This window comes from Xenorhabdus poinarii G6 (genome assembly GCF_000968175.1).
GTDB classification, from domain to species: domain Bacteria; phylum Pseudomonadota; class Gammaproteobacteria; order Enterobacterales; family Enterobacteriaceae; genus Xenorhabdus; species Xenorhabdus poinarii.
Genome location: NZ_FO704551.1, coordinates 1,986,456 through 2,009,903, shown reverse-complemented (window position 1 = coordinate 2,009,903; position 23,448 = coordinate 1,986,456). Strand labels below are relative to the sequence as shown.

At 45.6% G+C, this 23,448-nt stretch carries 25 protein-coding genes; 14 read left to right on the top strand and 11 right to left on the bottom strand.

The window, feature by feature from the left end:
* Nucleotides 1-226 precede the first annotated feature (226 nt).
* Nucleotides 227-1,378 (top strand): flagellar biosynthesis protein FlhB, encoded by a 1,152-nt coding sequence (flhB, locus tag XPG1_RS09335; RefSeq protein ID WP_045958837.1) that lies wholly within the window; start codon nucleotides 227-229, stop codon nucleotides 1,376-1,378.
* Entirely contained in the window at nucleotides 1,371-3,458 is a 2,088-nt protein-coding gene (gene flhA / locus XPG1_RS09330; RefSeq protein ID WP_045958836.1) for a flagellar biosynthesis protein FlhA, read from the top strand. The genes flhB and flhA overlap by 8 nt, the downstream gene beginning before the upstream one ends.
* Before the next feature lie 97 nt (nucleotides 3,459-3,555).
* Here the strand turns inward: flhA and XPG1_RS17070 are convergent, their stop codons facing one another.
* The 7 genes from XPG1_RS17070 to flgA form a co-directional block, all read right to left on the bottom strand.
* Nucleotides 3,556-4,530, bottom strand: a complete 975-nt coding sequence (locus XPG1_RS17070) for a fimbrial protein (protein ID WP_084717291.1) — start codon at nucleotides 4,528-4,530, stop codon at nucleotides 3,556-3,558.
* 9 nt (nucleotides 4,531-4,539) lie between these two features.
* The gene (locus XPG1_RS09320; RefSeq protein WP_045958835.1) at nucleotides 4,540-7,023 is read right to left on the bottom strand and encodes a fimbria/pilus outer membrane usher protein; all 2,484 of its coding nucleotides are present in this window, start codon (nucleotides 7,021-7,023) and stop codon (nucleotides 4,540-4,542) included.
* Between the two features lie 74 nt (nucleotides 7,024-7,097).
* Nucleotides 7,098-7,769 (bottom strand): fimbrial biogenesis chaperone, encoded by a 672-nt coding sequence (locus XPG1_RS09315; protein WP_045960633.1) that lies wholly within the window; start codon nucleotides 7,767-7,769, stop codon nucleotides 7,098-7,100.
* Nucleotides 7,770-7,893: 124 nt separating this feature from the next.
* A complete protein-coding gene (locus tag XPG1_RS09310) occupies nucleotides 7,894-8,460 on the bottom strand; it encodes a fimbrial protein (protein WP_045958834.1) in 567 nt (188 codons plus the stop codon).
* A gap of 508 nt (nucleotides 8,461-8,968) precedes the next feature.
* Entirely contained in the window at nucleotides 8,969-9,409 is a 441-nt protein-coding gene (locus XPG1_RS09305; RefSeq protein ID WP_045958833.1) for a flagella synthesis protein FlgN, read from the bottom strand.
* 26 nt (nucleotides 9,410-9,435) lie between these two features.
* Complete coding sequence (flgM, locus tag XPG1_RS09300) at nucleotides 9,436-9,735, bottom strand: flagellar biosynthesis anti-sigma factor FlgM (protein WP_045958832.1); 300 nt, start codon at nucleotides 9,733-9,735, stop codon at nucleotides 9,436-9,438.
* A gap of 121 nt (nucleotides 9,736-9,856) precedes the next feature.
* On the bottom strand, nucleotides 9,857-10,528 hold the full coding sequence (gene flgA, locus XPG1_RS09295; RefSeq protein WP_045958831.1) for a flagellar basal body P-ring formation chaperone FlgA: 672 nt from the start codon (nucleotides 10,526-10,528) through the stop codon (nucleotides 9,857-9,859).
* Between the two features lie 216 nt (nucleotides 10,529-10,744).
* Here flgA and flgB point away from each other — a divergent pair, with 216 nt between their 5' ends.
* The 12 genes from flgB to XPG1_RS09235 all read left to right on the top strand — a co-directional run bounded on the left by flgB (nucleotide 10,745) and on the right by XPG1_RS09235 (nucleotide 21,035).
* On the top strand, nucleotides 10,745-11,161 hold the full coding sequence (flgB, locus tag XPG1_RS09290) for a flagellar basal body rod protein FlgB (RefSeq protein ID WP_045958830.1): 417 nt from the start codon (nucleotides 10,745-10,747) through the stop codon (nucleotides 11,159-11,161).
* Between the two features lie 5 nt (nucleotides 11,162-11,166).
* Nucleotides 11,167-11,571 carry a flagellar basal body rod protein FlgC gene (gene flgC / locus XPG1_RS09285; RefSeq protein WP_045958829.1) on the top strand — a complete coding sequence of 135 codons (405 nt, stop codon included), beginning with the start codon at nucleotides 11,167-11,169 and terminating at the stop codon, nucleotides 11,569-11,571.
* 13 nt (nucleotides 11,572-11,584) lie between these two features.
* Nucleotides 11,585-12,280, top strand: coding sequence for a flagellar hook assembly protein FlgD (locus XPG1_RS09280; RefSeq protein ID WP_045958828.1), 696 nt, complete (start codon nucleotides 11,585-11,587; stop codon nucleotides 12,278-12,280).
* 15 nt (nucleotides 12,281-12,295) lie between these two features.
* Nucleotides 12,296-13,492, top strand: a complete 1,197-nt coding sequence (gene flgE, locus XPG1_RS09275; protein ID WP_045958827.1) for a flagellar hook protein FlgE — start codon at nucleotides 12,296-12,298, stop codon at nucleotides 13,490-13,492.
* Nucleotides 13,493-13,513: 21 nt separating this feature from the next.
* Nucleotides 13,514-14,269 carry a flagellar basal body rod protein FlgF gene (locus XPG1_RS09270; RefSeq protein ID WP_045958826.1) on the top strand — a complete coding sequence of 252 codons (756 nt, stop codon included), beginning with the start codon at nucleotides 13,514-13,516 and terminating at the stop codon, nucleotides 14,267-14,269.
* Between the two features lie 21 nt (nucleotides 14,270-14,290).
* Complete coding sequence (gene flgG / locus XPG1_RS09265; protein WP_045958825.1) at nucleotides 14,291-15,073, top strand: flagellar basal-body rod protein FlgG; 783 nt, start codon at nucleotides 14,291-14,293, stop codon at nucleotides 15,071-15,073.
* An 85-nt stretch (nucleotides 15,074-15,158) separates the two neighbouring features.
* Nucleotides 15,159-15,938 carry a flagellar basal body L-ring protein FlgH gene (locus tag XPG1_RS09260; RefSeq protein ID WP_045958824.1) on the top strand — a complete coding sequence of 260 codons (780 nt, stop codon included), beginning with the start codon at nucleotides 15,159-15,161 and terminating at the stop codon, nucleotides 15,936-15,938.
* A 15-nt stretch (nucleotides 15,939-15,953) separates the two neighbouring features.
* Entirely contained in the window at nucleotides 15,954-17,072 is a 1,119-nt protein-coding gene (locus XPG1_RS09255; protein ID WP_045958823.1) for a flagellar basal body P-ring protein FlgI, read from the top strand.
* Entirely contained in the window at nucleotides 17,072-18,058 is a 987-nt protein-coding gene (gene flgJ / locus XPG1_RS09250) for a flagellar assembly peptidoglycan hydrolase FlgJ (protein ID WP_045958822.1), read from the top strand. The genes XPG1_RS09255 and flgJ overlap by 1 nt, the downstream gene beginning before the upstream one ends.
* Before the next feature lie 135 nt (nucleotides 18,059-18,193).
* Entirely contained in the window at nucleotides 18,194-19,834 is a 1,641-nt protein-coding gene (gene flgK, locus XPG1_RS09245) for a flagellar hook-associated protein FlgK (RefSeq protein WP_045958821.1), read from the top strand.
* A 36-nt stretch (nucleotides 19,835-19,870) separates the two neighbouring features.
* Nucleotides 19,871-20,836: a flagellar hook-associated protein FlgL gene (flgL, locus tag XPG1_RS09240; protein WP_045958820.1), complete on the top strand. Its 966-nt coding sequence runs from the start codon at nucleotides 19,871-19,873 to the stop codon at nucleotides 20,834-20,836.
* 19 nt (nucleotides 20,837-20,855) lie between these two features.
* Nucleotides 20,856-21,035, top strand: a complete 180-nt coding sequence (locus XPG1_RS09235) for a hypothetical protein (protein ID WP_045958819.1) — start codon at nucleotides 20,856-20,858, stop codon at nucleotides 21,033-21,035.
* Here XPG1_RS09235 and fliR read toward each other — a convergent pair.
* The 4 genes from fliR to fliO all read right to left on the bottom strand — a co-directional run bounded on the left by fliR (nucleotide 21,027) and on the right by fliO (nucleotide 23,447).
* Nucleotides 21,027-21,815, bottom strand: a complete 789-nt coding sequence (gene fliR, locus XPG1_RS09230) for a flagellar biosynthetic protein FliR (protein WP_045958818.1) — start codon at nucleotides 21,813-21,815, stop codon at nucleotides 21,027-21,029. The two genes, XPG1_RS09235 and fliR, sit on opposite strands and share 9 nt — an antisense overlap.
* A gap of 2 nt (nucleotides 21,816-21,817) precedes the next feature.
* Entirely contained in the window at nucleotides 21,818-22,087 is a 270-nt protein-coding gene (gene fliQ / locus XPG1_RS09225; RefSeq protein WP_045958817.1) for a flagellar biosynthesis protein FliQ, read from the bottom strand.
* A 72-nt stretch (nucleotides 22,088-22,159) separates the two neighbouring features.
* Nucleotides 22,160-22,876, bottom strand: a complete 717-nt coding sequence (fliP, locus tag XPG1_RS09220; protein WP_157879554.1) for a flagellar type III secretion system pore protein FliP — start codon at nucleotides 22,874-22,876, stop codon at nucleotides 22,160-22,162.
* A gap of 76 nt (nucleotides 22,877-22,952) precedes the next feature.
* Nucleotides 22,953-23,447, bottom strand: coding sequence for a flagellar biosynthetic protein FliO (gene fliO, locus XPG1_RS09215; RefSeq protein WP_045958816.1), 495 nt, complete (start codon nucleotides 23,445-23,447; stop codon nucleotides 22,953-22,955).
* Between the last annotated feature and the right edge of the window lies 1 nt (nucleotide 23,448).

The following is a 23,448-nucleotide window of genomic DNA, read 5'->3' as shown; positions in this document are numbered from 1 at the left end:
CCGCCATCTCTAATTTTCACAAAAAATCGCGCTGAAGGTGCAAAATTGCGATAAAATCGTCATATTTTTCGCATCTGTCGTCATAATTCCCCAAATACCCTCGCAAATTTTGCAGTGTTCCCGCCATTGAATTTCTTGGCTTTTGTCATGCTTAGCATAATTTTATTTGCCCTTTACCAAAGGCAGATGATCGGCATGTAACCACGAACGCTCACCAAGGAAAGCTGTGGCTGAAGATAGCGATCTCGAAAAAACCGAAGAACCCACCCCCCATAAACGGGAAAAAGCCCGTAAAGATGGGCAAATTGCGCGTTCCAGGGAACTCACTTCCATATTGATGTTAGCAGGCGGCGTCAGCCTGCTCTGGATGAGCGGAAATTCGATCACTCATGAACTGTCATTGATGGTATTTGAAGGATTTAATTTCGACCATCACATAGTCAGTAATGACAAACAGATGGTGCAGCAAGTGGGTCGATTGCTGAAACAGGCAGCCTGGGCATTGTTACCGGTATTTATCGGGTTGGTATTGATTGCGCTCAGTGCGCCGGCACTGATGGGAGGGCTGATATTCAGTGCAAAATCGATCAAATTTGATCTGACCAAGCTGGATCCTGTTTCTGGTTTGAAGAAAATCTTCTCCATGAATGCCCTGGCAGAACTGTTCAAAGCTATCTTGAAAGCGTCGTTGGTAGGTGGCGCTGCGGCCCTGTTTATCTGGCTTAATTGGCCCACGATGCTTAATTTGACGGCTCAGCCGCCATTGATGGCGTTGAGTGATGCGATGATGATGCTGGTGTCTGCCAGCTATATCGTCTTATTTATGTTGATACCGATGGTAGCATTCGATGTGTTTTATCAAATCCGCAGCCATTTGAAAAAATTGCGAATGACCCGTCAGGAGATCAAGGATGAATTTAAGGAACAAGAAGGGGACCCACATGTAAAGGCGCGGATACGTCAGCAACAACGTGCGGCTGCACGTAAACGTATGATGGTGGACGTGCCAAAGGCAGATGTCATTGTCACCAACCCAACTCATTACGCTGTTGCCTTGCAATATGACAGCAAAAAAATGAGCGCCCCGAAAGTATTGGCAAAAGGGGCCGGGCTTATTGCCTTGCGCATTAAAGAAATTGGTGCGGAAAATCGGATTCCGTCACTGGAAGCGCCACCTTTGGCAAGGGCACTATTTCGCCATGCCGAAGTCGGTGGCTTTGTTCCTGCGACGCTCTATGCTGCTGTCGCTGAAGTGCTCGCCTGGGTTTACCAATTGAGACGTTGGAAACAGGAAGGTGGCCTAAAACCGAAAACACCTGAAAATCTGCCAGTGCCGCCAGCACTGGATTTTGCTGGAGAAAATAATCGTCATGGCTAATCTGGCCTCATTACTACGTTTATCGGGAAACATAAAAGGCGCTCAGTGGCAGATGCTTGCGGGGCCTGTCCTGATCCTTATGATCTTGTCGATGATGGTGTTGCCTTTGCCACCATTTTTGCTCGATTTACTCTTCACGTTTAATATCGCACTTTCCATCATGGTGTTGCTGGTGGCGATGTTTACTCGCCGGACACTGGATTTCGCTGCCTTTCCGACGATTTTGCTCTTTTCAACTTTATTGCGTTTGTCTCTGAACGTGGCTTCCACACGGATCATTCTGATGGAAGGCCATACTGGTTCAGAGGCAGCAGGGCAGGTAGTGGAAGCCTTTGGACATTTTCTTGTCGGTGGTAATTTTGCCATTGGTATTGTCGTTTTCGTTATCCTGATCCTGATTAACTTTATGGTCATTACCAAAGGTGCCGGGCGTATTGCGGAAGTTGGCGCGCGCTTTGTCCTGGATGGTATGCCCGGTAAACAGATGGCGATTGATGCTGACCTGAATGCCGGATTGATTGGTGAAGATGACGCCAAAAAGCGTCGTGCTGAAGTGACACAGGAAGCGGATTTCTACGGTTCAATGGATGGGGCGAGTAAATTCGTGCGCGGTGATGCCATCGCCGGATTGATGATACTGGTGATCAACGTGATTGGCGGATTGATCGTCGGTGTTGCTCAACATGGGTTGGCTTTGGGGGAGGCCGCAGAAGCTTACACATTGCTGACCATTGGTGATGGTTTGGTTGCTCAGTTACCGGCATTAATCATCTCTACTGCGGCGGGTGTGATTGTCACCCGAGTGGCGACGGATGAAGATGTGGGTCAACAAATGGTGACTCAACTTTTCAATAACCCAAAAGTCATGATGTTGAGTGCGGGAGTACTCGGTCTTTTGGGGTTAGTACCGGGAATGCCCAATTTTGTCTTTTTGTTGTTTACGGCCGCCTTGGCGGGCGTAGGGTATTTTTTATTACGTAAAGATAAAAATCCGCTGGTTGCACAACACGAAGAAATGAAAAAGGTCGAAGATCAGCAACAAACCGCAGAAGCTTCATGGTCTGATGTTCAACTGGAAGATCCTCTGGGAATGGAAGTTGGTTATCGCCTGATCCCGATGGTTGATTTTCGTCAGAACGGAGAATTGCTGGGACGTATCAGCGGTATCCGTAAAAAGTTTGCGCAAGAAGTGGGTTACCTGCCACCCGTCGTACATATCCGGGACAACCTTGAATTGGCGCCTTCCAGTTATCGGATCATGATGAAAGGGGTCGAAATTGGTCGTGGCGAAGCACATCCGGGACGTTGGTTAGCGATTAATCCGGGTGGGGCTGTCGGCGAATTACAAGGTGACTTAACGACAGATCCGGCTTTTGGTTTGTCTGCTGTCTGGATTGATGACAGTTTAAGGGAACAAGCACAAGTGCAGGGCTTTACCGTTGTGGCATCCAGCACGGTTGTTGCAACTCACTTAAACCATTTACTCTCACAGCATTCCAGTGAACTCTTTGGCAGACAGGAAGCGCAGCAATTGTTTGAGCGCGTCAGTCAGGAAATGCCGAAACTGACGGCAGATTTTATTCCTGATATTGTTAGCCTGACAACGTTGCATAAAGTCCTGCAAAATTTACTGGCGGAGAAAGTACCGATTCGCGATATGCGTACCATTATCGAAACACTGGCAGAACACGCACCAATACAGAAAGATCCTTATGAATTGACGGCGATGATCCGAATCGCACTTGGCCGGGCCATTGCGCAACAATGGTTTCCCGGTGCAGATGAAATCAAAGTTATTGGTCTGGATGCAGGGCTGGAAAGGTTGCTGCTTCAAGCACTGCAAAATGGCGGCGGATTGGAGCCGGGTCTGGCAGAAAGTTTGGAGCGTCAGGCCGCGGAGGCATTGGAACGTCAGGAAATGTTGGGAGCGCCTCCGGTCTTGTTGGTCAATCACGCACTGCGTCCTCTGTTATCTCGTTTCTTGCGGCGTATATTGCCTCAGTTGGTTGTTCTGTCTAATCTTGAAATCACTGATAATCGTCAGATCAGAATGACAGCGACGATTGGCGGTGCGAGATAGTCCTGATAAGTAACATAATGAAGATAAGGTGATCATTTAGATGATCACCTTATTATGGATTAATATGCACAAATACAGATGAATGGCTATCTCTCCATCACTTATAATCGATAGTAAAGGTGGCCGTGGCATTAACGCTACCGGCAGTGACGGGGTGACTGGTTTGATAATACTTTGCCATATATGATAATGTCTTCGAAGTATTTATCGTGCCGAGATCTTGCTTATTACCAAATTCCACAGGATTGCTTTTGTCATCTAAAATTTGAATGCCAATCCCTGTTGCTGATGAGGTGGCATCAGCATTTATTACGCCATTTATATTCGCCTTTCCCGGCTCCCAGGTAATATTCGCGTTCGGAGCTCCTTTGCATTGCACACCAATCTCGAAAGAGCGTCCACCAGCGGTATCACCTATGTTTTTAAAATGACTTTTTAATACGGTTCCCATCGGAATATTAATAGCTGGGGTGGTTATTTCACAAGATCTTGCCGTGATATTAAATTTAGGGATGATATATTCGTACAAAATCTCTCCGGTATATTTTTTATTCTCATCTAGACGAGCCATCTTTATGATTATGTCTTCAACTGTTCCGGATTGAACTTTATTATCGATCGCTATTATAAATTTACTGCCAAACGTTTTTTTATTGCCGATCCCTCTTACACTACCCTGTACCATGAACTGCTCTGCCAAACCTAGCACGGTGAGGATCCATTTAAATCTGACACCAGAAAGACTGGTATGATAAAAGCCATCATTGCTGGGATGACCGACTGTTCCGCTGATAGAGTGTACATATATATTTTGGCCGAATATTTTTTTCTGGCATTCGACATACACCTCTCCCCCGATTTTTTCTTCCTTGTATGGAAAAGCTGTTTTATTAGAGTCAACAGAAATATCACCAAATGTGACTGTCTGAATCTTATTATTGGCTGTACATACTGAGTTTGCCGCTGTCACCTGTGTTGCATAACTACTCGCGATAATGACAATGAATAAGACCAATAAAAAGTGACTAACTTTAATCTGCAAGTGATTATTACATTCAAAATTAAACATCATAAATTCCTTTTATCTGCGGCAGTCAGCCGCCAGCTGTAATACGCCGGTCTTTTCGGTCAGCATTGATAAATCTGTTTTTGCATCACATTGTTGACCTTTATTTTTTCCCCACTGTACTTTTATTTCTGCCTGCTCAGGGACAGCATTCAAATACAGCTCACCGTCATTACCAACAATCCCGCTACTGTCACTGTTTATTAACGTTGCGCTGGCACCAAAAGGTACGGGTTTGCCGTTGTAACGTAATGTCACCAATATCCGGTGTCCCTGACGGACGCGAAAATCGGCAGCAACTACGGCACCGCGAGTCGGTACAATGTGTTGCACTGCGTTGTCAAGGTCAACGCCATCAGCCAACATTTCAGTATCCAGGGCAACCCGGTTGTAAGTATAGGGTTCAACCGATGGGATGACGGCATAGCCACGTGAATCCGTTTTAATCCCACTGTGATTCAAAATTTTTGTTTCTGCTGCCCCCGCCGCTTTAACCAGTGCCACGGTCTCACCCAATGATTGGGAAAATGTAATGCCATCTTGATGGGCAACAAGACCGCCAGACAACCCATAGTTAAGCGATCGGCTCTTTTCGCTGTAGCTATAGCCCAGATTCACACGACCAGAAGAATGGCGATATTCCAGCGAGGCCCCGCCGCTCGTCCCTTCTATATTATTGCTGTGTTCTCCGTGGATACTATATGACAAGGCATGATCGTCCAATGCGCTGCCTCTAATCATCAATTGTTGGCTTCTTCGACTGTGGCCATTTCTATTCATGCTGTAACTGACCCAGCCATTAGACAACCACTTATCCAGTGGAATAGAGAGGTTAAACGATGCCTGCATATCCTTACTCTTAATGGATTCATGATTGGCACTATAGGAAAGATTCAGTCCATAGCTGATCCCGGCAAGGTTAATGTTATAACCCGCAGATAATGACTGGTCGGTGCCTTTTTTCCCCCAGTAATCCTGCTGATAGGCAGAGACATACAGACTGCCAAAATCCCCCATTCCCTGGTTCAGGGTTAGCTGCAACTGGCTACGCTTATTTTGCGCATAGCGGGTTTCTTTTCTTACTGAATATTCATTCATCTCTGCAAATGAATAGTATTCTGGTGTGGAATAGCGATACCCGGCGAAAGTCAGGGATGTCCCCGTTGCCTCAATAGATTTCGTATATTGAATTCGATATGACTGCCCTTGTCGATGTTCATTTCCCTGCAACCAGGCATCTGCTTGTGTCATATCCAGAGAAATCGCCCCAAAACGACCTAAACCCATCCCCAGACCAGCGTTAAACGCCCGGTAGTTTTCTGCTATCTGAATACCAGAGAGCAGACTTAACCGATTGGAGAGCCCATAGATAAAAGTCGCTTCGCTAAAATAAGGTTTATCAGCGTTAGCATGGTAATAACGGTAACGCCCAAGGGTAAGCTGATATTTTAATTGTCCTTCTCGCTGCATCATTGGCACTGATGAAAATGGTTGCACAAATTTACGCTGCCGCCCGTCCTTTTCAGTGATCGTGACAGCCAAATCACCGGAGCCGGAGATTGAATAGAGATCCGTAATGACAAAAGGTCCCGGCGGAACATAGCTTTCATAGATGACGTAATTATTTTGGCGAATCGTTACGCGCGCATTGGTTTGGGCAATACCACGGATAATTGGCGCAAATCCACGCTGGCTGCTGGGCAACATCAAGTTATCGGATGTCATAGAAGCACCGATAAACGGTACGCTTTCAAATATATCTCCGTTAGTAAAGGTTTCGCCAAGGATTAGTCGGCTTTTCAGTGCTGGAATGTCCCGTTGAATGTCGCTGTTAATGGATGAAAAACGATTCTCATCTTTGTTTTTCTCAGAACCATCGTCATAAACGGATTGATTCCTTATACGCCAGGCACCGATATTTATTCCGCTTTGTAAATTTAAAAAATAATTTTGATTTTTGGTATGATTACTATCATTCTCCGAACCACTAAAATTATAGCTCATTAAAAAGGCTGTCTCTCCATGTTGCCATAAATGTGATGCCACAGTATCTCTGGCTTGAGTATCCAAAGCTGCTTGTGGAATACTGATATCCAGACGTTGTTTATAGAAATCAAATGAAGTCGAAGCCTGTGAAATATATTCGCTAATATCATCAATAACTTGTTCAGGAGAGAGTTTCATCAGCGCAGGGAAAGCTGACATTTTTACGCCAAACTGTTTTAAATTATTGACCGTTAGTTGTGGAAACAGTTTCCCATTTTTACGTTTAATAAAATTAATCTTTTTTGTCTCTTTCTCTTTCCCATTAAGAAATATGTCCACCTGATACTGACCCGGTAATTGACCGCCGGGGAGTGAAAATACGCTTAAATCAATCGCTGATTGAGTATCATCTAATTCTAATGCAGATAACCGGAAATAATTTTTGGCTGTAACGGGTAATGATAACAATACGGAGAAACATAAAATAAAGATTGAAATAAAATATGTTGGCATAATTGTACCACTACTCATTCTATATTTAATAAATATGATTTTTTGTCCTTAATGCTTAATTTTTTATTTTCTTTTTAAGGCAGATTTTTAACAACTTCTTTGCTTACGCCACCATGACTGTTAATGCTATTCCAGCTGATTAAACCTGATGATGCAGATGGCAGGACAAAATACGCTACACCCTGTGGCGGGATCATGTCAGTACCTGTCAGGACTTGCCCGGCCACTTTGAGCTGCCCGATGGTTACATAATAATGACTGGGGTTTCTGACCTCAAGTTGGTGACCGATGCGACGAAATGTCAGCGTCTTATAAGCTTCTTCAGAATCCCCTTCAATACCTTCAGGCCGATAAAACAATTTGATTCGGGTTTTCACCGCAATCAATAAAGTATTCTGTTCGTTTTCTTGTACGGAAGGAATAGACTTCACATTAAGGTAAAAAACTGATTCCCTATCCTCAGGTAAATGACCGCCGATACGAACAATACGAAGAATATTTTCTTTGCCAGCATCCAGGCGAAATAGTGGCGGCGTCACAATAAAAGGGGCTTTTTCTCCTTTCGAATCCGTGCTGATAAAAGACTGAATCAAATAAGGCCGGTTTTCGTCAGAGTTTTTCACTGAAATTGAAGTTTCTTTTTTATTTCCCTGATAAATCACACGGGTTCCACCAATAGTTACACCCGCCCAGGACGGAAATATAAAAAACAATAAAAATATCAGTATTGTTTTTTTTGTTAACATATGTGATGTAAATATCTTTTTTATTTTATCTTTCATTATTACATGACTATTTATGATGTTAATAGTGCCTGGCCGCAGACATAAATATATCTCTGCGGCACAAATATTTATAACTAATTAATTTTTATTTGTAATTTATCTCAAAACTCAGTGTGGCATTGGCCGTTCCGGCCTGAGCTGTTTCGCCATTAGATACATAAGCCGCTTTTAAAGGGATTTCTATATCAGATGATGTAATTGCATCAGGGAATGAGTACTTGGAAGATAAATCTATCGGTACATCACTTTTGTCATAAATACCGATCCCAATCCCTTTTGAACTTGAAGATGTATCTAATGCCAATAACTTTTGATTCCTGGCATCCTTACTACTCCCGGAAAATGTCACGTCCATCATAATAGGGGAAGAGTTATCAACAGGGCACCCGGTTAATTTGATTTTAAAATCTCTTTTGCTTCCTGCCAGTTGATCTCCCGATTTTTGTATCTCGCTTTTGAGATATGTCCCCATGTCCACCGTGTTGCCAGAACTATTAACAGTGCAGGTGGATTCTATAATTCTCCCTGAGAATTCTACTGTCCCCGTTGTTGGCGAAGAGACCGCATAAGAAATACTACTTACTGAAACCAATATTGCAGCAATAAAAGATGAAACCAAAATATTTTTTATTTGCATATCCATAACAATCATTTACATATCCATAATAATCATAATATAAAACTACTTATTATATATAACGCAAGATAATAAAGCGTTATACCAAAAAAATTTCGGACACAGTTTTCTGTGCGCAGAAAAAAATTTACCTTATGAATCAAAAAAGATCAATAAGATTATCGGCATTAACGATCGATCAACAATATATTGATAGGATTTATCAATTAAGCAGATATGAAGAATTAAAGGGAAGCATTTTTACATGAATGATGATTCGTTTTCTTTTTGTATCAAAAGAATATCAAAGACTGTAGGGTTGTTTTTGGTTGCCGATAAAAGACCATTGTTTATCCAACGCGTAAATAAGCGTGACATTTTCGTCAGTTTTTTGTCTTGATGTTACCTATTTCCATGCCTACGTAGCCGTTTGGTTTATTTTTATCAGGGTGAGAGAAATATCAATACCCAGAAACAGACCCCTTATCATCATGGATAAACCAAGAGGTCTGTAAAGATCGCTGCTTAAGCAGTAAGTGAATATTCAAACGCTGATTTTGTGGCCTGATAGCGCTGAATGATGACGGGCCTGGCCGTCTGCACCATAAAGAGAAGGGCTGTGGTGACTTTTTAGAAAAGCAATGGCTTTACTGTTCAATTCAATATGCTGATCCAGTAAAAGTCCGTTATGTGAATTTAAATCACGGATACGCTCAATAGACTGACTAACTTGCTCCCATAATACCGCCAGTCTTTTATGGTCAGCATAGGGTGTATTTATTTTTAGCGTTTCATTTAATTGCAGGCGTTTTCTTTCTGCGTGATCCAGGGCTGAAAGCAGAAACGTTTTTTTTCCGTCACGTGTATTTAAATGGTTCGCTTCTATAACGCCGCCGCTTAATATGCGCTGCTCTTCTGCCATCGTTTGCGAAAGCGAATTTAAGTGCGCACTTTGTTGTTCCAGTACGAATTGAAGTTCTTTCATCTATGGCTCTTTATGATTTTAATGGTTTATTTATCATATTCCATGTTTTCAAGGGCCTCCCTGAATAGGGCATCAGCAATTTTACCGCTGTCCATCGTCAGGGTTCCCTTTGCAATGGCTTCTCTTAATTGTTGTATTTTCTGGATATTAATATCCTGACTGCTTGGCTGAACGAGCTTTTTCTGCGCTTCGCTCAGCTTGACTTGTGTATCCGCGCTTTTTTCAGCGACCGCTACAGTCCTGCGAGTGCTTTGAGCACCTTCATTGGCATTGCGTTGTTGTAACGCGGCAATAGCCAGTAGAGGTTGAGTGCGTTCAATACTCATAATCGTAATCCTTTAATCAGGCATTGTTTATTAGTCTTGGGTAGCAGGCGATTACTGCTGGCATGCCTGTAAATCATGGTCTGTTTGTTATATCGGCGTACAGGCATAAAACTTTAGCCATCTATAACACCATTTTTACACTGCCGTTTTCTTGGGCTTCACCAGTAATAACTTGCCCGGAATTCAGACGGACACGGATATTATCAAAACTGGCGGCGTTGTTGATCGCTTTTCCTTCATAATGAACCTGAAAATGGTGTCCATCAACGGTGACGACCACTTTTTGTCCCGCGGTAATCACCCATGGTCGTCGGATCAGGTTGCGTGTGATGAATTGTCCGGCAGAGATATTGCGAACCGCAATGCCATTTTGTATGGCCTGTCTGTTACGGATGAGGTTGTTTGGCAATTTATCTAACGCCCCGGTTTTTACTTGAATATCTTGTTCTGTCAGCAGCGAATGACGGTGAATAGCGCGTTTAGAAACCAGGTAAGGACCGATAACATTCACGTAAACCTGAATAAAACGGCGTTGTTGACCGCAAGTGACAGGGACAGAAAGATTACCCCAATTTTTGTTACCCATTAAGGGTTGTATTTCGGGCAATTCACACGTCGGCCATTGTCGTTCTGGTGTTTTGATTTCCACGAAGACTTTATGCTCCGCGGCGTGATGGATTTGCTTGAAATAGTCGGTGATCAATGGCGGTAATGGGTTCCCCCATGCCAGAGAACTGCTAAAGAAGAGATTAAGGAAAAAAGCCAATAACCCGATAAATTTTAACGTCGGCATGTTACTTCCTTACTCCGGTCAGCAAAGCATGATTTCAAAAAATAGTCAGCACCTATTGGATGTGAATAGTCTAGCGCGATTGATTATTCGTTAATGGGATAAATAGCAATTCAATTTGTTTCTATTCTTCGAATCACCTTTTTTTTCTGCGTTTATTCTGTTAGCTGCCTGGAGCTTATACCCAGCCAATTTCATGAACAAATTCGAGGGAGGAATATGCTCGATAAATTAGATGCCGCTTTTCAATTTCGACAAGAAGCACTGGCACTCCGCAACCAGCGACAGGAAATTTTGTCTGCTAACATTGCCAATGCGGATACCCCTGGTTATCAGGCGCGAGATATCGATTTTGCGGCTCAACTGAAAAAAGTCATGGCACAGGGTCGTGTAACGGGAAATGGAATTGGGCTAACTCTGACTTCTGATCGGCATATTCCTGTCCAGCCTCAGAAACGTCTGGAAGTGGATTTGCTGTATCGGGTGCCGTATCAGACTGCGATGGATGGAAACACCGTTGACATGGATATAGAACGCAGCAATTTTGCAGATAACAGCTTGAAGTACCAGGCCGAACTGACGATGACGAATACGCAGATCAAAAGCATGATGTCGGTTCTACAGTCACAAGGATAACGGAAATGTCTCTACTCAGTATTTTTGATATTGCCAGCTCTGCGCTTTCTGCTCAGTCACAGCGACTGAACGTCAGCGCCAGCAATATGGCGAATGCCGATAGCCTTGTCGGGCCGGATGGAGAACCTTACCGCGCCAAGCAAGTGGTTTTCCGTGTTGCTGCCCCCGCAGGGCAGGAAATTGGCGGCGTTCGTGTCAGCGAAGTGGTCGATGACCCTACCCCTTTCCGTCTTGAATATCAGCCGGGTAATCCCTTAGCCGATGAAAAAGGGTATGTGCGTATGCCGAATGTGGATGTTGTCGGGGAAATGGTCAACACCATCTCTGCTTCACGCAGTTATCAGGCGAACGTTGAAGTATTGAATACAACGAAGTCCATTATGTTAAAAACGCTGACGCTGGGTCAGTAGCAGGAATTTCATTATGGCAGTGACCACTTCAATCAATGAATCGTTGGATAATACCACGGTAGGCGAGCTTGCTTCCGCAACGAAAATGAAGCCCCAAAGCAGTGACGATATTAAAGGTAACTTTCTGAATATATTGGTCGCCCAACTGAAGAATCAAGATCCCACCAATCCAATGCAAAACAATGAGTTAACCTCGCAAATTGCCCAGATTAGTACCGTTGAAGGGATTGAAAAACTCAATAAAACACTGGGCACGGTTGTCGGGCAGATGGAGCACAATCAAGCCATGCAGACAACCTTGCTGATTAACCACGGTGTCATGATCCCCGGCGATAAAATTTTAGTGGGCACTAACGAAGAAAAAGCGATCAGTATCACGTCATTTGGCTTTGAATTGACCCGACCCGCCGATCAAGTGAAAGTTACCGTCAAAGATAAGAGTGGCATGGTCGTGCGGGAACTGGATCTTGGTCAGTTTAATCCGGGAGTCCAGAGTTTCAAATGGGATGGCAAAGACACAGATGGCAAAGACGTGGCAGACGGTGCCTATTATTTCACGGTTTCCGCAAGTTATCAGAATCAAGCTATCGTGACAGTTCCGCTGGTTTATGCCGTGGTGGAGGGTGTTACGCGGGGTGAGGATGGCACTAAATTAGATTTAGGGCTGGCGGGCACGGTAACCATGGATCAAGTTCGTCAGATTCTTTAATTAAACGGAGGACATATGTCTTTTTCACAAGCAGTCAGTGGCTTGAATGCCGCAGCGAGCAACTTAGATGTTATCGGTAATAACATTGCTAACTCAGCGACATTTGGTTTTAAATCCAGTTCAGTTGCTTTTGCGGACGTTTTCAGTGGGTCAGATGTGGGCTTGGGTGTTAAGGTTTCTGGTCTGGTTAATAACTTTAAAGATGGCTCAACGACTACAACTAACCGCCAATTGGACATCGCTATCACGCAAGGCGGTTTTTTCCGCATGCAGGATTCCAACGGCAATATCGCCTATTCCCGTAACGGTCAGTTCCAGATGGATGCAGATCGTAACCTGATCAATATGCAGAATATGAAGCTGACAGGTTATCCGGCAGTGAACGGTGAAATTCAGCAGGGCGGATCAGTCGGGCCGATTTCGATTCCAACCGATATGTTGGATGCAAAAGCAACGACGGAAATCAAACTGAAAGCTAATCTGAATTCAATGGAGACAGCTATCACCGCAGCATTTAATCCAGAGAAGAAAGAGACATTTAACTTTAGTGCTCCGCTTCAGGTATTTGATAGCTTGGGGAATCAGCATGATATCAATGTGTTTTTTGTTAAAACAGACAATAACAAATGGAAAGCTCATGCGCTGGATAGGTCTGTTGCGGGTGCGACACCTGAGGAATTGGGCGAGATAACTTTCAGTTCCAGTGGTCAAATGGCAAATATTCTACCATTTAAATTTAATGTACCCGCTTTAAATGGCTCAGACCCTGCGACAATCAATATTGAACTCAATGGTAGCAAACAGCAGAATATTGCTCAAAGCGCTATCTCTCCGCCAAAACAAGATGGTTATGGGACTGGTCATTTCACCAAGTATCGTGTCGATAATGATGGCAAAATTTACGGCATTTATTCTAACAGTCAGACACTGGCCCTGGGTCAGGTTGTACTGGCAAACTTCTCTAATCCTGAAGGCTTGGTTGCACAAGGTGATAATACTTGGACAGAATCCGGTGCTTCTGGTAGCCCGGTTATAGGTCTCGCAGGTTCAGGCAATTTAGGTAAGTTGTACAGCGGTGCACTGGAATCATCAAACGTCGATATGAGCCAAGAGCTGGTCAGCATGATTGTTGCTCAGCGTAACTATCAATCCAACGCTCAGACCATCAAGACGCAGGATCAAATTCTGCAAACGCTGGTCAGTATGCGTTAATAGCTTCAGGCGGATAGCTTTATGGATCACGTCATTTATACCGCAATGGGGGCTGCGCGCCAAACGCTGGAACAGCAGGCGGTGACAGCCAACAATCTGGCGAATGCGTCAACCCCGGGCTTCAAGGCACAGCTTGCGGCATTGCGTGCCGTACCGATTGCAGGTGAAACCCTGCCAACGCGAACACTGACAGTGGCTTCAACTCCTGGTATGGATAGCCGTCAGGGACCGATGAATTATACCGCCCGCCCGTTGGATGTAGCCGTCGGGCAAGGCGGCTTTTTGGCGGTCCAGCTTGACGACGGGGCAGAAGCTTATACCCGCAACGGCAGCATTCAGATCTCACCCGAAGGGCAACTCATGGTGCAGGGGCGCCTGTTGATGGGGGAAAACGGGCCGATTGATGTTCCGCCACAGGCCGAGCTGACGCTGGCTGCCGATGGTGCTATCTCTGCCCTGATTGCCAGTGATCCCCCAACCTTGTTAGGGCAGGTTGGCAAATTGAAAATTGTCAAACCGGAAGCCAACCAAGTGGTGCGGGGGGATGATGGCCTGTTTCATCTGACGCCACAGGCGCAGGAACAGGTAGGCAATGAGCTGGCGGCCAGCCCAGAAGTGAAAATCATGCCGGGGGTACTGGAAGGCAGTAATGTTAATCCGGTGGAAAGCATGGTGAATATGATCGCTAACGCGCGTCGTTTTGAGATGCAGATGAAAGTCATACACAGTTCTGATGAAAATGCCCAGCGGGCTAATCAGATACTGGCGATGAGCTAATCGGGGACGGGGGATAAATTCATGATCCGATCTTTATGGATTGCCAAGACTGGGCTGGATGCCCAGCAAACAAATATGGATGTGATTGCCAACAATCTGGCAAACGTCAATACCAATGGTTTTAAACGCCAGCGTGCAGTATTTGAAGATTTACTCTATCAGACGGAACGCCAGCCGGGGGCCATGTCGTCTGAACAGACTAATTTGCCATCAGGTTTGCAGGTGGGAACGGGGGTTCGTCCGGTTGCGACTGAGCGTCTGCATAGTCAGGGTAATCTGGCACAGACCAACAATGTTAAAGATATGGCGATCAAAGGGCAGGGCTTTTTCCAAATCCAGATGCCTGATGGCACTATGGGCTATACCCGTGATGGTTCATTCCAGGTAGATCAAAATGGTCAGATGGTCACTGCCGGAGGGTTTCAGGTCGCCCCTGCGATCATCATTCCAGACAATGCGACCAAAATAAACATTGCCCGTGACGGGATCGTCAGCGTGAACATCCAGGGGCAAAGTGCACCTCAGCAGGTGGGGCAATTGACACTGACGACATTCATTAACGAAAGCGGTTTAGAAAGCGTTGGTGAAAACCTGTATCTGGAAACCAACAGTTCCGGCGTTCCGGTGGAAAACGCACCGGGCATCAATGGTGCCGGGCTACTCTATCAAGGTTATGTTGAGACATCTAACGTGAACGTGGCCGAAGAACTGGTCAATATGATCCAGGTTCAGCGAGCTTATGAAATCAACAGTAAAGCTGTATCGACCTCTGATCAGATGCTACAAAAACTGACTCAGTTATAACCTAATCATCATTATAACCTAACCATAAATAGTGGAGGAAAACGCGCCTCCGCTATTCTCTACGATAAACTTAAGAGCATAGAAGATGGATACCATGCCCGTTGCCGAAAGCCATGCTAAAAACCATGTAGTTTATGGCTCCACTGGTTTACGGAAAAACCAGAGAAAGAAGTGGCGTATCAGTATATCTGTGGCGGTACTCGCATTATCGACACTGACACTCGGGGGGTGTGCTTATATACCGCACAAACCGCTGGTGCAAGGGCAGACAACGGCAAAACCTGCCGAAGCGTCTACGCCGATGCCAAACGGTTCTATTTTTCAAGTTGTCCAGCCAGTCTATTACGGTTATCAACCGCTGTTTGAAGACCGCCGTCCGCGCAATATTGGTGATACGCTGACCATTATCTTGCAAGAGAACGTCAGTGCGAGCAAAAACTCCTCAGCTAATGCCAGCCGCAATGGAACAACCGGTTTTACCGCTACGTTGACCCCGCGTTTCTTGCAGGGACTGATAGGGGGGAGCAAAACGGATTTAGGCATGGAAGGCAATAATGAGTTTGGCGGTAAAGGTGGAGCGAATGCCAACAATACCTTCAAGGGCACGATCACCGTGACCGTGAATAAGCTGCTGGCAAACGGCAACCTGCATGTGGTGGGAGAAAAGCAGATTGCTATCAATCAGGGAACGGAATTTATTCGTTTCTCTGGCGTGGTGAACCCGAGGACGATCACGGGTAACAATACAGTGAGTTCCAACCAGGTTGCAGATGCCCGCATTGAGTATGTTGGTGATGGCTATATCAACGAAGCGCAGAATATGGGCTGGTTGCAACGTTTCTTTATGAATATCTCACCGTTTTAAAAGAGGATGGTCAGGATGAGAAAATTAGTCGCCAGCCTTTTTACAACTTTGTTGGTGTTGTCTGGTTCGTTGATGTCTACCTCTGTTTTTGCAGAGCGTATTCGTGACTTGACGACCATTGAGGGCGTCAGGGATAACGCCCTGATTGGTTATGGTTTGGTGGTTGGGCTGGATGGAACGGGTGACCAGACTATGCAGACGCCTTTTACCACGCAAAGTTTAAGCAATATGTTGTCACAGTTGGGTATCACCGTGCCGTCTGGCACGAATATGCAACTTAAGAACGTTGCTGCCGTGATGGTGACAGCCAAACTCCCACCTTTTGTTCGTTCAGGGCAGAACATTGACGTCGTGGTGTCCTCGCTGGGGAATGCGAAGAGTCTGCGTGGCGGGACATTACTGATGACACCGCTAAAAGGGGTGGATAACCAGGTGTATGCATTAGCTCAGGGCAATATTCTTGTCGGAGGTGCAGGGGCAAGTGCGGGGGGGAACAGCATCAAAATCAATCAGCTTGCAGGTGGCCGGATTTCCAATGGTGCCGTGGTTGAACGGGAATTGCCGACGCTATTTGGTCAGAAAGGAACGTTGAACCTGCAATTGAATGATGATGATTTTAGTCTGGCTCAACAGATTAGTGATGCGGTAAACCGCCTGAAAGGAACAGGCACGGCGACAGCTTTGGATTCTCGTACCGTTCAACTGCGTCTGCCGATTGAAAAGAGCGAACAGGTTTATTTTCTGTCTCAAATACAGAATTTAAATCTTCGTGTTAATGCCGGGGATGCCAAAGTCATTTTTAACTCCCGTACTGGATCGGTGGTCATGAACCGCAATGTTACCTTGGATAGTTGCGCGATTGCACACGGTAGCCTCGCTGTAACGGTTGAACGTCAAACCGCGGTGAGTCAGCCTAATACACCATTGGCAGGTGGCAATACCGTTGTCACCCGTAATACCGGGATTGGCATTCAGGAGCAGGGTGGCGCGTTACAACAAGTGAATGCCAGTGCAAACCTGACTCAGGTTGTGCGGGCATTAAATGCACTTGGTGCAACACCAACGGATTTAATGTCGATTTTGCAGGCAATGGAGAGTGCTGGCTGTTTGCGTGCGAAGTTGGAGATTATCTGATGAGTGATGTTCTGACGATGTCCAATGCGGCTTATGATGTTAATTCATTGCATTCCCTGAAAGCAAAGCTGTCACAGGAGCCACAACAAGGGCTACGGCAAGTCGCTCAACAACTGGAAGGCGTCTTTGTTCAGATGATGCTGAAAAGTATGCGAGCTTCATTGCCACAGGATGGCTTGTTGAGCAGTGACCAGACACGTTTTTATACATCGATGTACGATCAGCAAATTGCCCAGGATCTTTCCCAAAAAGGCCTGGGTTTTGCCGATATGATTGTGAAGCAGTTCTCTAATGCAAATCATATGCCCAGTGAACTGGCGGGCACACAGCCGATGCCGCTGGATAACGAAATTCTGCAAACATTGCCGAAGCAAGCATTAGAGCAAGTTATGCGCCGGATCATACCGGCGCAACGGTCTGAAAACCCGTCAGCGTCTTTTACCAATGACACTTGTGGCACCGTTTGGTCGAAATCGTTGCCAATGCACAGTGCCGGCTTCGTTGCCATGCTTTCCGTTCCGGCACAGTTAGCAAGCCGGAAAAGCGGCATTCCCCATTTGTTGATTATTGCACAGGCGGCACTGGAGTCTGGCTGGGGTCAACGTGAAATTCTGACCGCAGACGGTCAGCCAAGCTACAACCTGTTTGGGATTAAAGCAGGGAAAACGTGGAAGGGACCGGTCACCAATATCATGACGACGGAATATATTGATGGTGAACCGACGAAAATACAGGACAGTTTTCGTGTCTATGGCTCTTACGTGGAAGCGATAACGGATTACGTCACATTGCTGACGGAAAATCCCCGTTACGCCAAAGTGGCGCAATCAGCAACCCCAGAGCAGGGCGCATACTCTTTGCAGGATGCGGGATATGCGACCGACCCCGGCTACGCTAAAAAATTAGTGTCACTGATCCAGCAGTTAAAAAATACGGGTCATCAAATGGCAAAAGCCTATACCTATGATGTCGATAATTTGTTTTAGGCCATCCAGTCGTCAGCATTGGATATCAACATTCAGCGCATTTTCGTTCAAGGAACAGGGCGCGTTGCCGATAATTGTAACAGTGAATGACCTCCTCTCAGTGGAGGTGTAAAGAAAACGTACAAGGATCTACACATGTCTCATAGTCTACTGAATACTGCCATGAGTGGTATTAATGCCGCGCAAGTGGCAATGAATGTAGTGAGCAATAACATTGCCAACTCCAAAAATGAGGACTATAACCGCCAGACTACGGTGATGACACCAAATAGTGGCAGCATGTCGTCAGTGGGATTTGTCGGTAACGGCGTAGTCGCGAGTGCTATTAACCGTGAATACAATGAATTTCTGAGTCAGCAACACAATGCCGCCCAGACTAAACATGCCGCCCTGAAGTCTTATGACCATCAAATCGCTAAAATTAATAATTTGTTAGCGGACAAAGATACCAGTCTGTCTAACGCCATGGGCGATTTTTTCAAAAGTTTGGGAACCGTTGAGAGTAATTCGGAAGATAGCGCTGCCAGAACGTCTGTGTTGGGGAAAGCGGAAGGTCTTATCAGCCGATTCAAAGAAACCGATGATTTTTTGCGCAATATAGATCTCGGCATCAATGCCCAGATTGAACAAAATGCGAAAGATATCAACCAATATGCAGAAAAAATCGCCAGTCTGAATAATGAAATTACGTATATGCGTGGTACAGGTGGTGGCGAACCACTCGCGTTGTTGGATAAGCGGGATGAAGCGATTAGTCAATTAAACCAACTGGTCGAAGTCAGTGTCGTTCAGCAGGATGGTGGCGTTTATAACGTCTCATTCGGTGGTGGCATGATGTTGGTATCAGGCGGTAAGTCCTATCAGTTGGAAGCGATCACATCCAGCACCGATAATCATCGTATTACGTTAGGCTACAACAATGGTATCGTCGAAACCAGAGAGATTGATGAACGCTTTATCTCTCAGGGCGCATTAGGCGGCGCTTTAAAAGTGCGTAAAGAAGCGGTGGATCCAATTCGTCATGAATTGAATCAACTTGCGCTGGTTATGGCTGATCAATTCAATCAGGTACAGAAAGGTGGTTTTGACCTGAATAACGACGAAGGTATTGATTTTTTTAAGGTCACTGATCCTCATGTTGTTACTGATAGCAACAACACCGGTACAGCCGTCATGACAGTGAAATATACCAATACCAGCGAAGTCAAAGCCAGTGACTATACCCTGAAATTTAAGGGTGGGGCGTGGGAAGTTCAGCGTCTTTCTGACAGCAAGATGATTGAGGCGACAAAAGCGGGGAATACGCTGGCGTTCGATGGGCTGGAAGTCAGTATCGATGCCACGTTGTCAAAAGAATACGATAGCTATACGTTGAAAACTGTTAGTGACGTTGTAGCAAATTTGCAACTCAATCTGACCGATTCTTCCCAACTGGCGGCGGCCGGTGAAAAAGGTGCTGGTCCAAGCGATAACCGCAATATGAAAAAATTCCTTCAGTTGCAGGATGAGCGTCTGGTTGACAAAAAATCTTCTTTTGCGGGGGCTTATGCTTCGCTGGTCAGTAAAGTGGGCAGCGATGCGAATAAAGTGAAGATCAGTGTCGAAACGCAGGGGCATATTGTTGATAAGCTGCATGCGAATCGCCAATCCATTTCTGGTGTCAATATGGACGAAGAATATGGTGAGTTACAACGTTTGCAACATTATTATCTGGCAAACGCCCGTGTGATCCAGACCGCAACCACATTGTTCGATGCAATTTTGGCTATTCGTTAATCACTGTTTGGTTGAAGATAAGAAGGAAGTGATATTGTGCGTGTCAGTACAAATCAATTATACACTCAAAAAATGAATGGGATCTTTGATGCTCAATCAAAGTGGATGAAATCGGGCGAACAATTGTCAAGTGGTCGCCGGGTGATTAATCCGTCTGATGATCCGTTGGCGGCGTCCCAAAACATCCTGGTTTCTCAGGCGGAATCAAAGAACCAACAATTTGCCACTGCCCGCATTGTTGCCAAAAATACCATGTCTGCCCAATTGAGCCTGACCTCAGACATTGTGAAAGTGACACACAACGTTTTTGAAACGTTGGTCGCCGCGGCAAATGGGTATACTGATCATGATCGTGAATCTTATGCACAGCAGTTGGACGGTTTAAAGCAACAATTGCTGAATTTAGGGAACAAAACGGATGGTAATGGCCGTTATATTTTTGCCGGCTACAAAACGAATAAACCTCCTTTCGTTGCTGATGCCAGCGGAAAGGTAGGCTATGTCGGTGGTAATGAAGCCATCATGCAAAAAGTCGATGATAACCGTTCGATGATCATTGCTCATACCGGGCAGCAGGTGTTTTTAGCTCAGTCGAGCAATCCGATCATGGAGCCTGATGGCAAAACGACCAGTGAGTCTGATATTTTTGCCTCCATTGATATGGCGATCGAGGCATTAAAAAAACCCTACAGCACGGCCAGTGAAAAAGAAAAAGAAGATGCGATGGCGCTGATCAATAAAGCCAACCGTGGTACTCGTAATAGTCTGAATAATTTTTTATCTGTGGAAACGGCTCTCGGTTTGCAGCTCCAGGAACTGGAACAACTGGATTCCCTGAGTCAAGAGCGCAGCATCGCGAACAAAGTGAGTATGGGAGAGTTGATGGATGTCAACTTTGTCTCCGCGATTAGCGATTACGCTCAGCAAGGCGCTGCACTGCAAGCGGCTTTCAAAGCGTTTTCTGACTTAAATGGCATGTCTTTGTTTGAGATGCATCGCTAATTAAGATTGGATATGCAGCATGAGCCAGCCCTTGTCTGGAAAGACAGGGGCTTATTTTTTCCTGTTACCCCTCGCTTTGTCGTATTTATTGTGCGGCAAAGATGACGTGGTTAATTTAACCGGAGCGATAGCGCTGAATGATGGTTCACACGGTATTCGTAGGATGGTGATTTTGACATCTGTGCGAACATTAGGTTAATAGCATCAATTCACGAATAATGATCGCCAGACGATCGAACATCTCGCCAAATAACCGTTCGGTAAATGGCACGAGCATCGGGAACAGCAGGGAAAGGGTAAAAATACCGACGGTCAGCGTCAGGGGAAAACCGATCACAAAGACAGACAGTTGTGGTGTCATACGGTTTAATATACCCAGAGAAAAATTCATGACCAGCAGCAGGGTGATCATTGGCATTGCCAGCATCATCCCATTGACAAAAATGAGGTTAGCGCTTTGGGATAACAATAAAAAACCTTTTGGATTCAACTGCACGGATTGGATAGGGATGGAATGAAAAGTATCCGCCAGAATCGATAATAGCCATAAATGGCCGTCAAAGGCTAAAAACAGCAACAACATCATCATATTGAGAATGCGGGCTAAAATCGGCATATTCGGGCCACCGGTAGGATCAAAAAACGTGGCGAATGAAAGCCCCATCTGCAAGCCGAGCACTTCACCGGCATGGCGTACCACAGCAAATGCGATTTGCATGGTCAGCCCCAAAGCCATCCCAATCAAGACTTGTTGTATTAAGACCCAAATGCCAGCAACAGAAAAAATCGGAATTTGGGCGGAAGGGAAAGTGGGAACCAGTACGGCGGTGATCACTAATGCCAGGCCAATTTTTACTTTTATCGGTATCTGTTTTTCACTGAAAATGGGTGCGGTACTGAACAGAGCTAACAGGCGTACCAACGGCCAGAAAAAATCATTAACAAGGCGGGAAAGTGTTTCGCTATCAAACGGGATCATAATTAACCGATAATATACGGGATGTTAGTAAACAACGTGCGCATGTAATCCAGTAGCAGGTTGAGCATCCAGGGACCGGCAATAACGATGGTCATGACGACAGCCAGAATTTTCGGAATAAACGATAAGGTCATTTCGTTTACCTGCGTAGCCGCCTGCAATAAGCTGATGATCAAACCACAAATTAAGGCAGATAAAAGCAGGGGAGCCGCCAGGGCTAATGCGACTTTCATTGCCTCAACACCAAGGCCCATTATCGATTCTGGAGTCATAATTTTCTCAAGCCGCCTTTTGATTTCTATGCTAATACGATGTCACACCAGGCACTGGTATCAGGTTGTTGGTTAGATATAAAAACTTTGTGCCAGCGAGCCAAGCAATAATTGCCAGCCATCGACCAGAACAAATAACATCAGTTTGAACGGTAGTGATATGGTGGCTGGCGGAACCATCATCATCCCCAGCGCCATCAGAACGCTGGCAACAACCAGATCGATGATCAAAAACGGAATGAAGAGGGTAAAGCCAATCTGGAACGCCGTTTTCAATTCACTGGTGATAAAGGCAGGAACAAGTACACGCATGGGGACAGCATCCGCCGTTTCAAAGGCTTTTTGGTCTGCAAGGCGGGCGAACAGTGCCAGATCATTTTCCCTTGTCTGGCGCAGCATAAACTGACGCAGCGGTTTAGCGCCGTTTTCCAATGCGGTTTCCAGCGTGATGCTATCTTTGCTATAGGGCAGATAGGCATTTTTATAGACCTCATCGAATGCCGGCGCCATGATGAAAAAAGTCATAAACAGCGCTAAACCTAGCATCACTTGGTTAGGTGGTGCGGAAGGTGTCCCCAATGCATTACGCAGCAAGCCAAGAACAATGATGATGCGAGTAAAACTGGTCATCATCAGTAGCGCGGCAGGCACAAACCCTAATGCGGTGATGAAAATCAGGGTTTGGACAGGCAACGACCAACTTTGTCCGCCATTGGCTAAGGGCTGACTGATGATACCGGGTAGCTCAGCCGCCGCGTTCATTGGGAACAGTGGTAGCAAGAGCGCCATAAAAAAGGGGGTTAACCGTATTTGATAACGCCAGGAGACACATCGCTTACCCATTATTTTCAGCATCAAACAAACGCTATTTTTCATTATCATCCTTGTTATTCTTGCTTTTTCGCTGGCGCACATTTTTTAGCATTTGGCCAAATGACAACGACTTCATCGCGTTTTCTTTTTTCTCGTTGTCAGAAGGGGCCGGCATTTGGTGCAGCATATTAATCTGTTGAGATGTCACGCCCAAAACCAACCAGTTATCTTCGACCTCTACGATAACGACCCGCTCTTTCGCGCCGAGGGCGCAACTGGCCTTGACGTTCAGTAACCGATGATTTTTGCTTTTGGCCGGCGCAAAGCCTAAACGGCGAATGAGCCACGTTATGAAGAAAATCAGCAATAAAATTCCCCCTAGCGCACTACTGACCTGTGTCAGCAGTTGGCTGGCGGGAAGGGGTTCATTATTGACGAGGTGTACGTTATTCGCGAGGGGATTGCTGGCGGTGGTGTTAACAGGTGCAGCATCGGATGCCACACCCGGTTGAAAAGCAGTATGCACGGAAGGCCGATTCGCCATCATC

Excerpts from the sequence above, each read along its gene's own strand:
- flgJ (WP_045958822.1), top strand. The coding sequence starts at position 17,072 with ATGAGTGATGTTCTGACGATGTCCAATGCGGCTTATGATGTTAATTCA.
- flhA (WP_045958836.1), top strand. The coding sequence starts at position 1,371 with ATGGCTAATCTGGCCTCATTACTACGTTTATCGGGAAACATAAAAGGC.
- XPG1_RS09315 (WP_045960633.1), bottom strand. The coding sequence starts at position 7,769 with ATGTTAACAAAAAAAACAATACTGATATTTTTATTGTTTTTTATATTT.
- XPG1_RS09270 (WP_045958826.1), top strand. The coding sequence starts at position 13,514 with ATGGATCACGTCATTTATACCGCAATGGGGGCTGCGCGCCAAACGCTG.
- XPG1_RS09310 (WP_045958834.1), bottom strand. The coding sequence starts at position 8,460 with ATGATTGTTATGGATATGCAAATAAAAAATATTTTGGTTTCATCTTTT.
- XPG1_RS09255 (WP_045958823.1), top strand. The coding sequence starts at position 15,954 with ATGAGAAAATTAGTCGCCAGCCTTTTTACAACTTTGTTGGTGTTGTCT.
- XPG1_RS09235 (WP_045958819.1), top strand. The coding sequence starts at position 20,856 with ATGAGCCAGCCCTTGTCTGGAAAGACAGGGGCTTATTTTTTCCTGTTA.
- flgA (WP_045958831.1), bottom strand. The coding sequence starts at position 10,528 with ATGCCGACGTTAAAATTTATCGGGTTATTGGCTTTTTTCCTTAATCTC.
- fliP (WP_157879554.1), bottom strand. The coding sequence starts at position 22,876 with ATGGCGCTCTTGCTACCACTGTTCCCAATGAACGCGGCGGCTGAGCTA.
- XPG1_RS09260 (WP_045958824.1), top strand. The coding sequence starts at position 15,159 with ATGGATACCATGCCCGTTGCCGAAAGCCATGCTAAAAACCATGTAGTT.
- fliQ (WP_045958817.1), bottom strand. The coding sequence starts at position 22,087 with ATGACTCCAGAATCGATAATGGGCCTTGGTGTTGAGGCAATGAAAGTC.
- flgK (WP_045958821.1), top strand. The coding sequence starts at position 18,194 with ATGTCTCATAGTCTACTGAATACTGCCATGAGTGGTATTAATGCCGCG.
- XPG1_RS09320 (WP_045958835.1), bottom strand. The coding sequence starts at position 7,023 with ATGCCAACATATTTTATTTCAATCTTTATTTTATGTTTCTCCGTATTG.
- XPG1_RS09280 (WP_045958828.1), top strand. The coding sequence starts at position 11,585 with ATGGCAGTGACCACTTCAATCAATGAATCGTTGGATAATACCACGGTA.
- flgM (WP_045958832.1), bottom strand. The coding sequence starts at position 9,735 with ATGAGTATTGAACGCACTCAACCTCTACTGGCTATTGCCGCGTTACAA.
- fliR (WP_045958818.1), bottom strand. The coding sequence starts at position 21,815 with ATGATCCCGTTTGATAGCGAAACACTTTCCCGCCTTGTTAATGATTTT.
- flgB (WP_045958830.1), top strand. The coding sequence starts at position 10,745 with ATGCTCGATAAATTAGATGCCGCTTTTCAATTTCGACAAGAAGCACTG.
- flgC (WP_045958829.1), top strand. The coding sequence starts at position 11,167 with ATGTCTCTACTCAGTATTTTTGATATTGCCAGCTCTGCGCTTTCTGCT.
- flgE (WP_045958827.1), top strand. The coding sequence starts at position 12,296 with ATGTCTTTTTCACAAGCAGTCAGTGGCTTGAATGCCGCAGCGAGCAAC.
- flgG (WP_045958825.1), top strand. The coding sequence starts at position 14,291 with ATGATCCGATCTTTATGGATTGCCAAGACTGGGCTGGATGCCCAGCAA.
- XPG1_RS17070 (WP_084717291.1), bottom strand. The coding sequence starts at position 4,530 with ATGATGTTTAATTTTGAATGTAATAATCACTTGCAGATTAAAGTTAGT.
- XPG1_RS09305 (WP_045958833.1), bottom strand. The coding sequence starts at position 9,409 with ATGAAAGAACTTCAATTCGTACTGGAACAACAAAGTGCGCACTTAAAT.
- fliO (WP_045958816.1), bottom strand. The coding sequence starts at position 23,447 with ATGATGGCGAATCGGCCTTCCGTGCATACTGCTTTTCAACCGGGTGTG.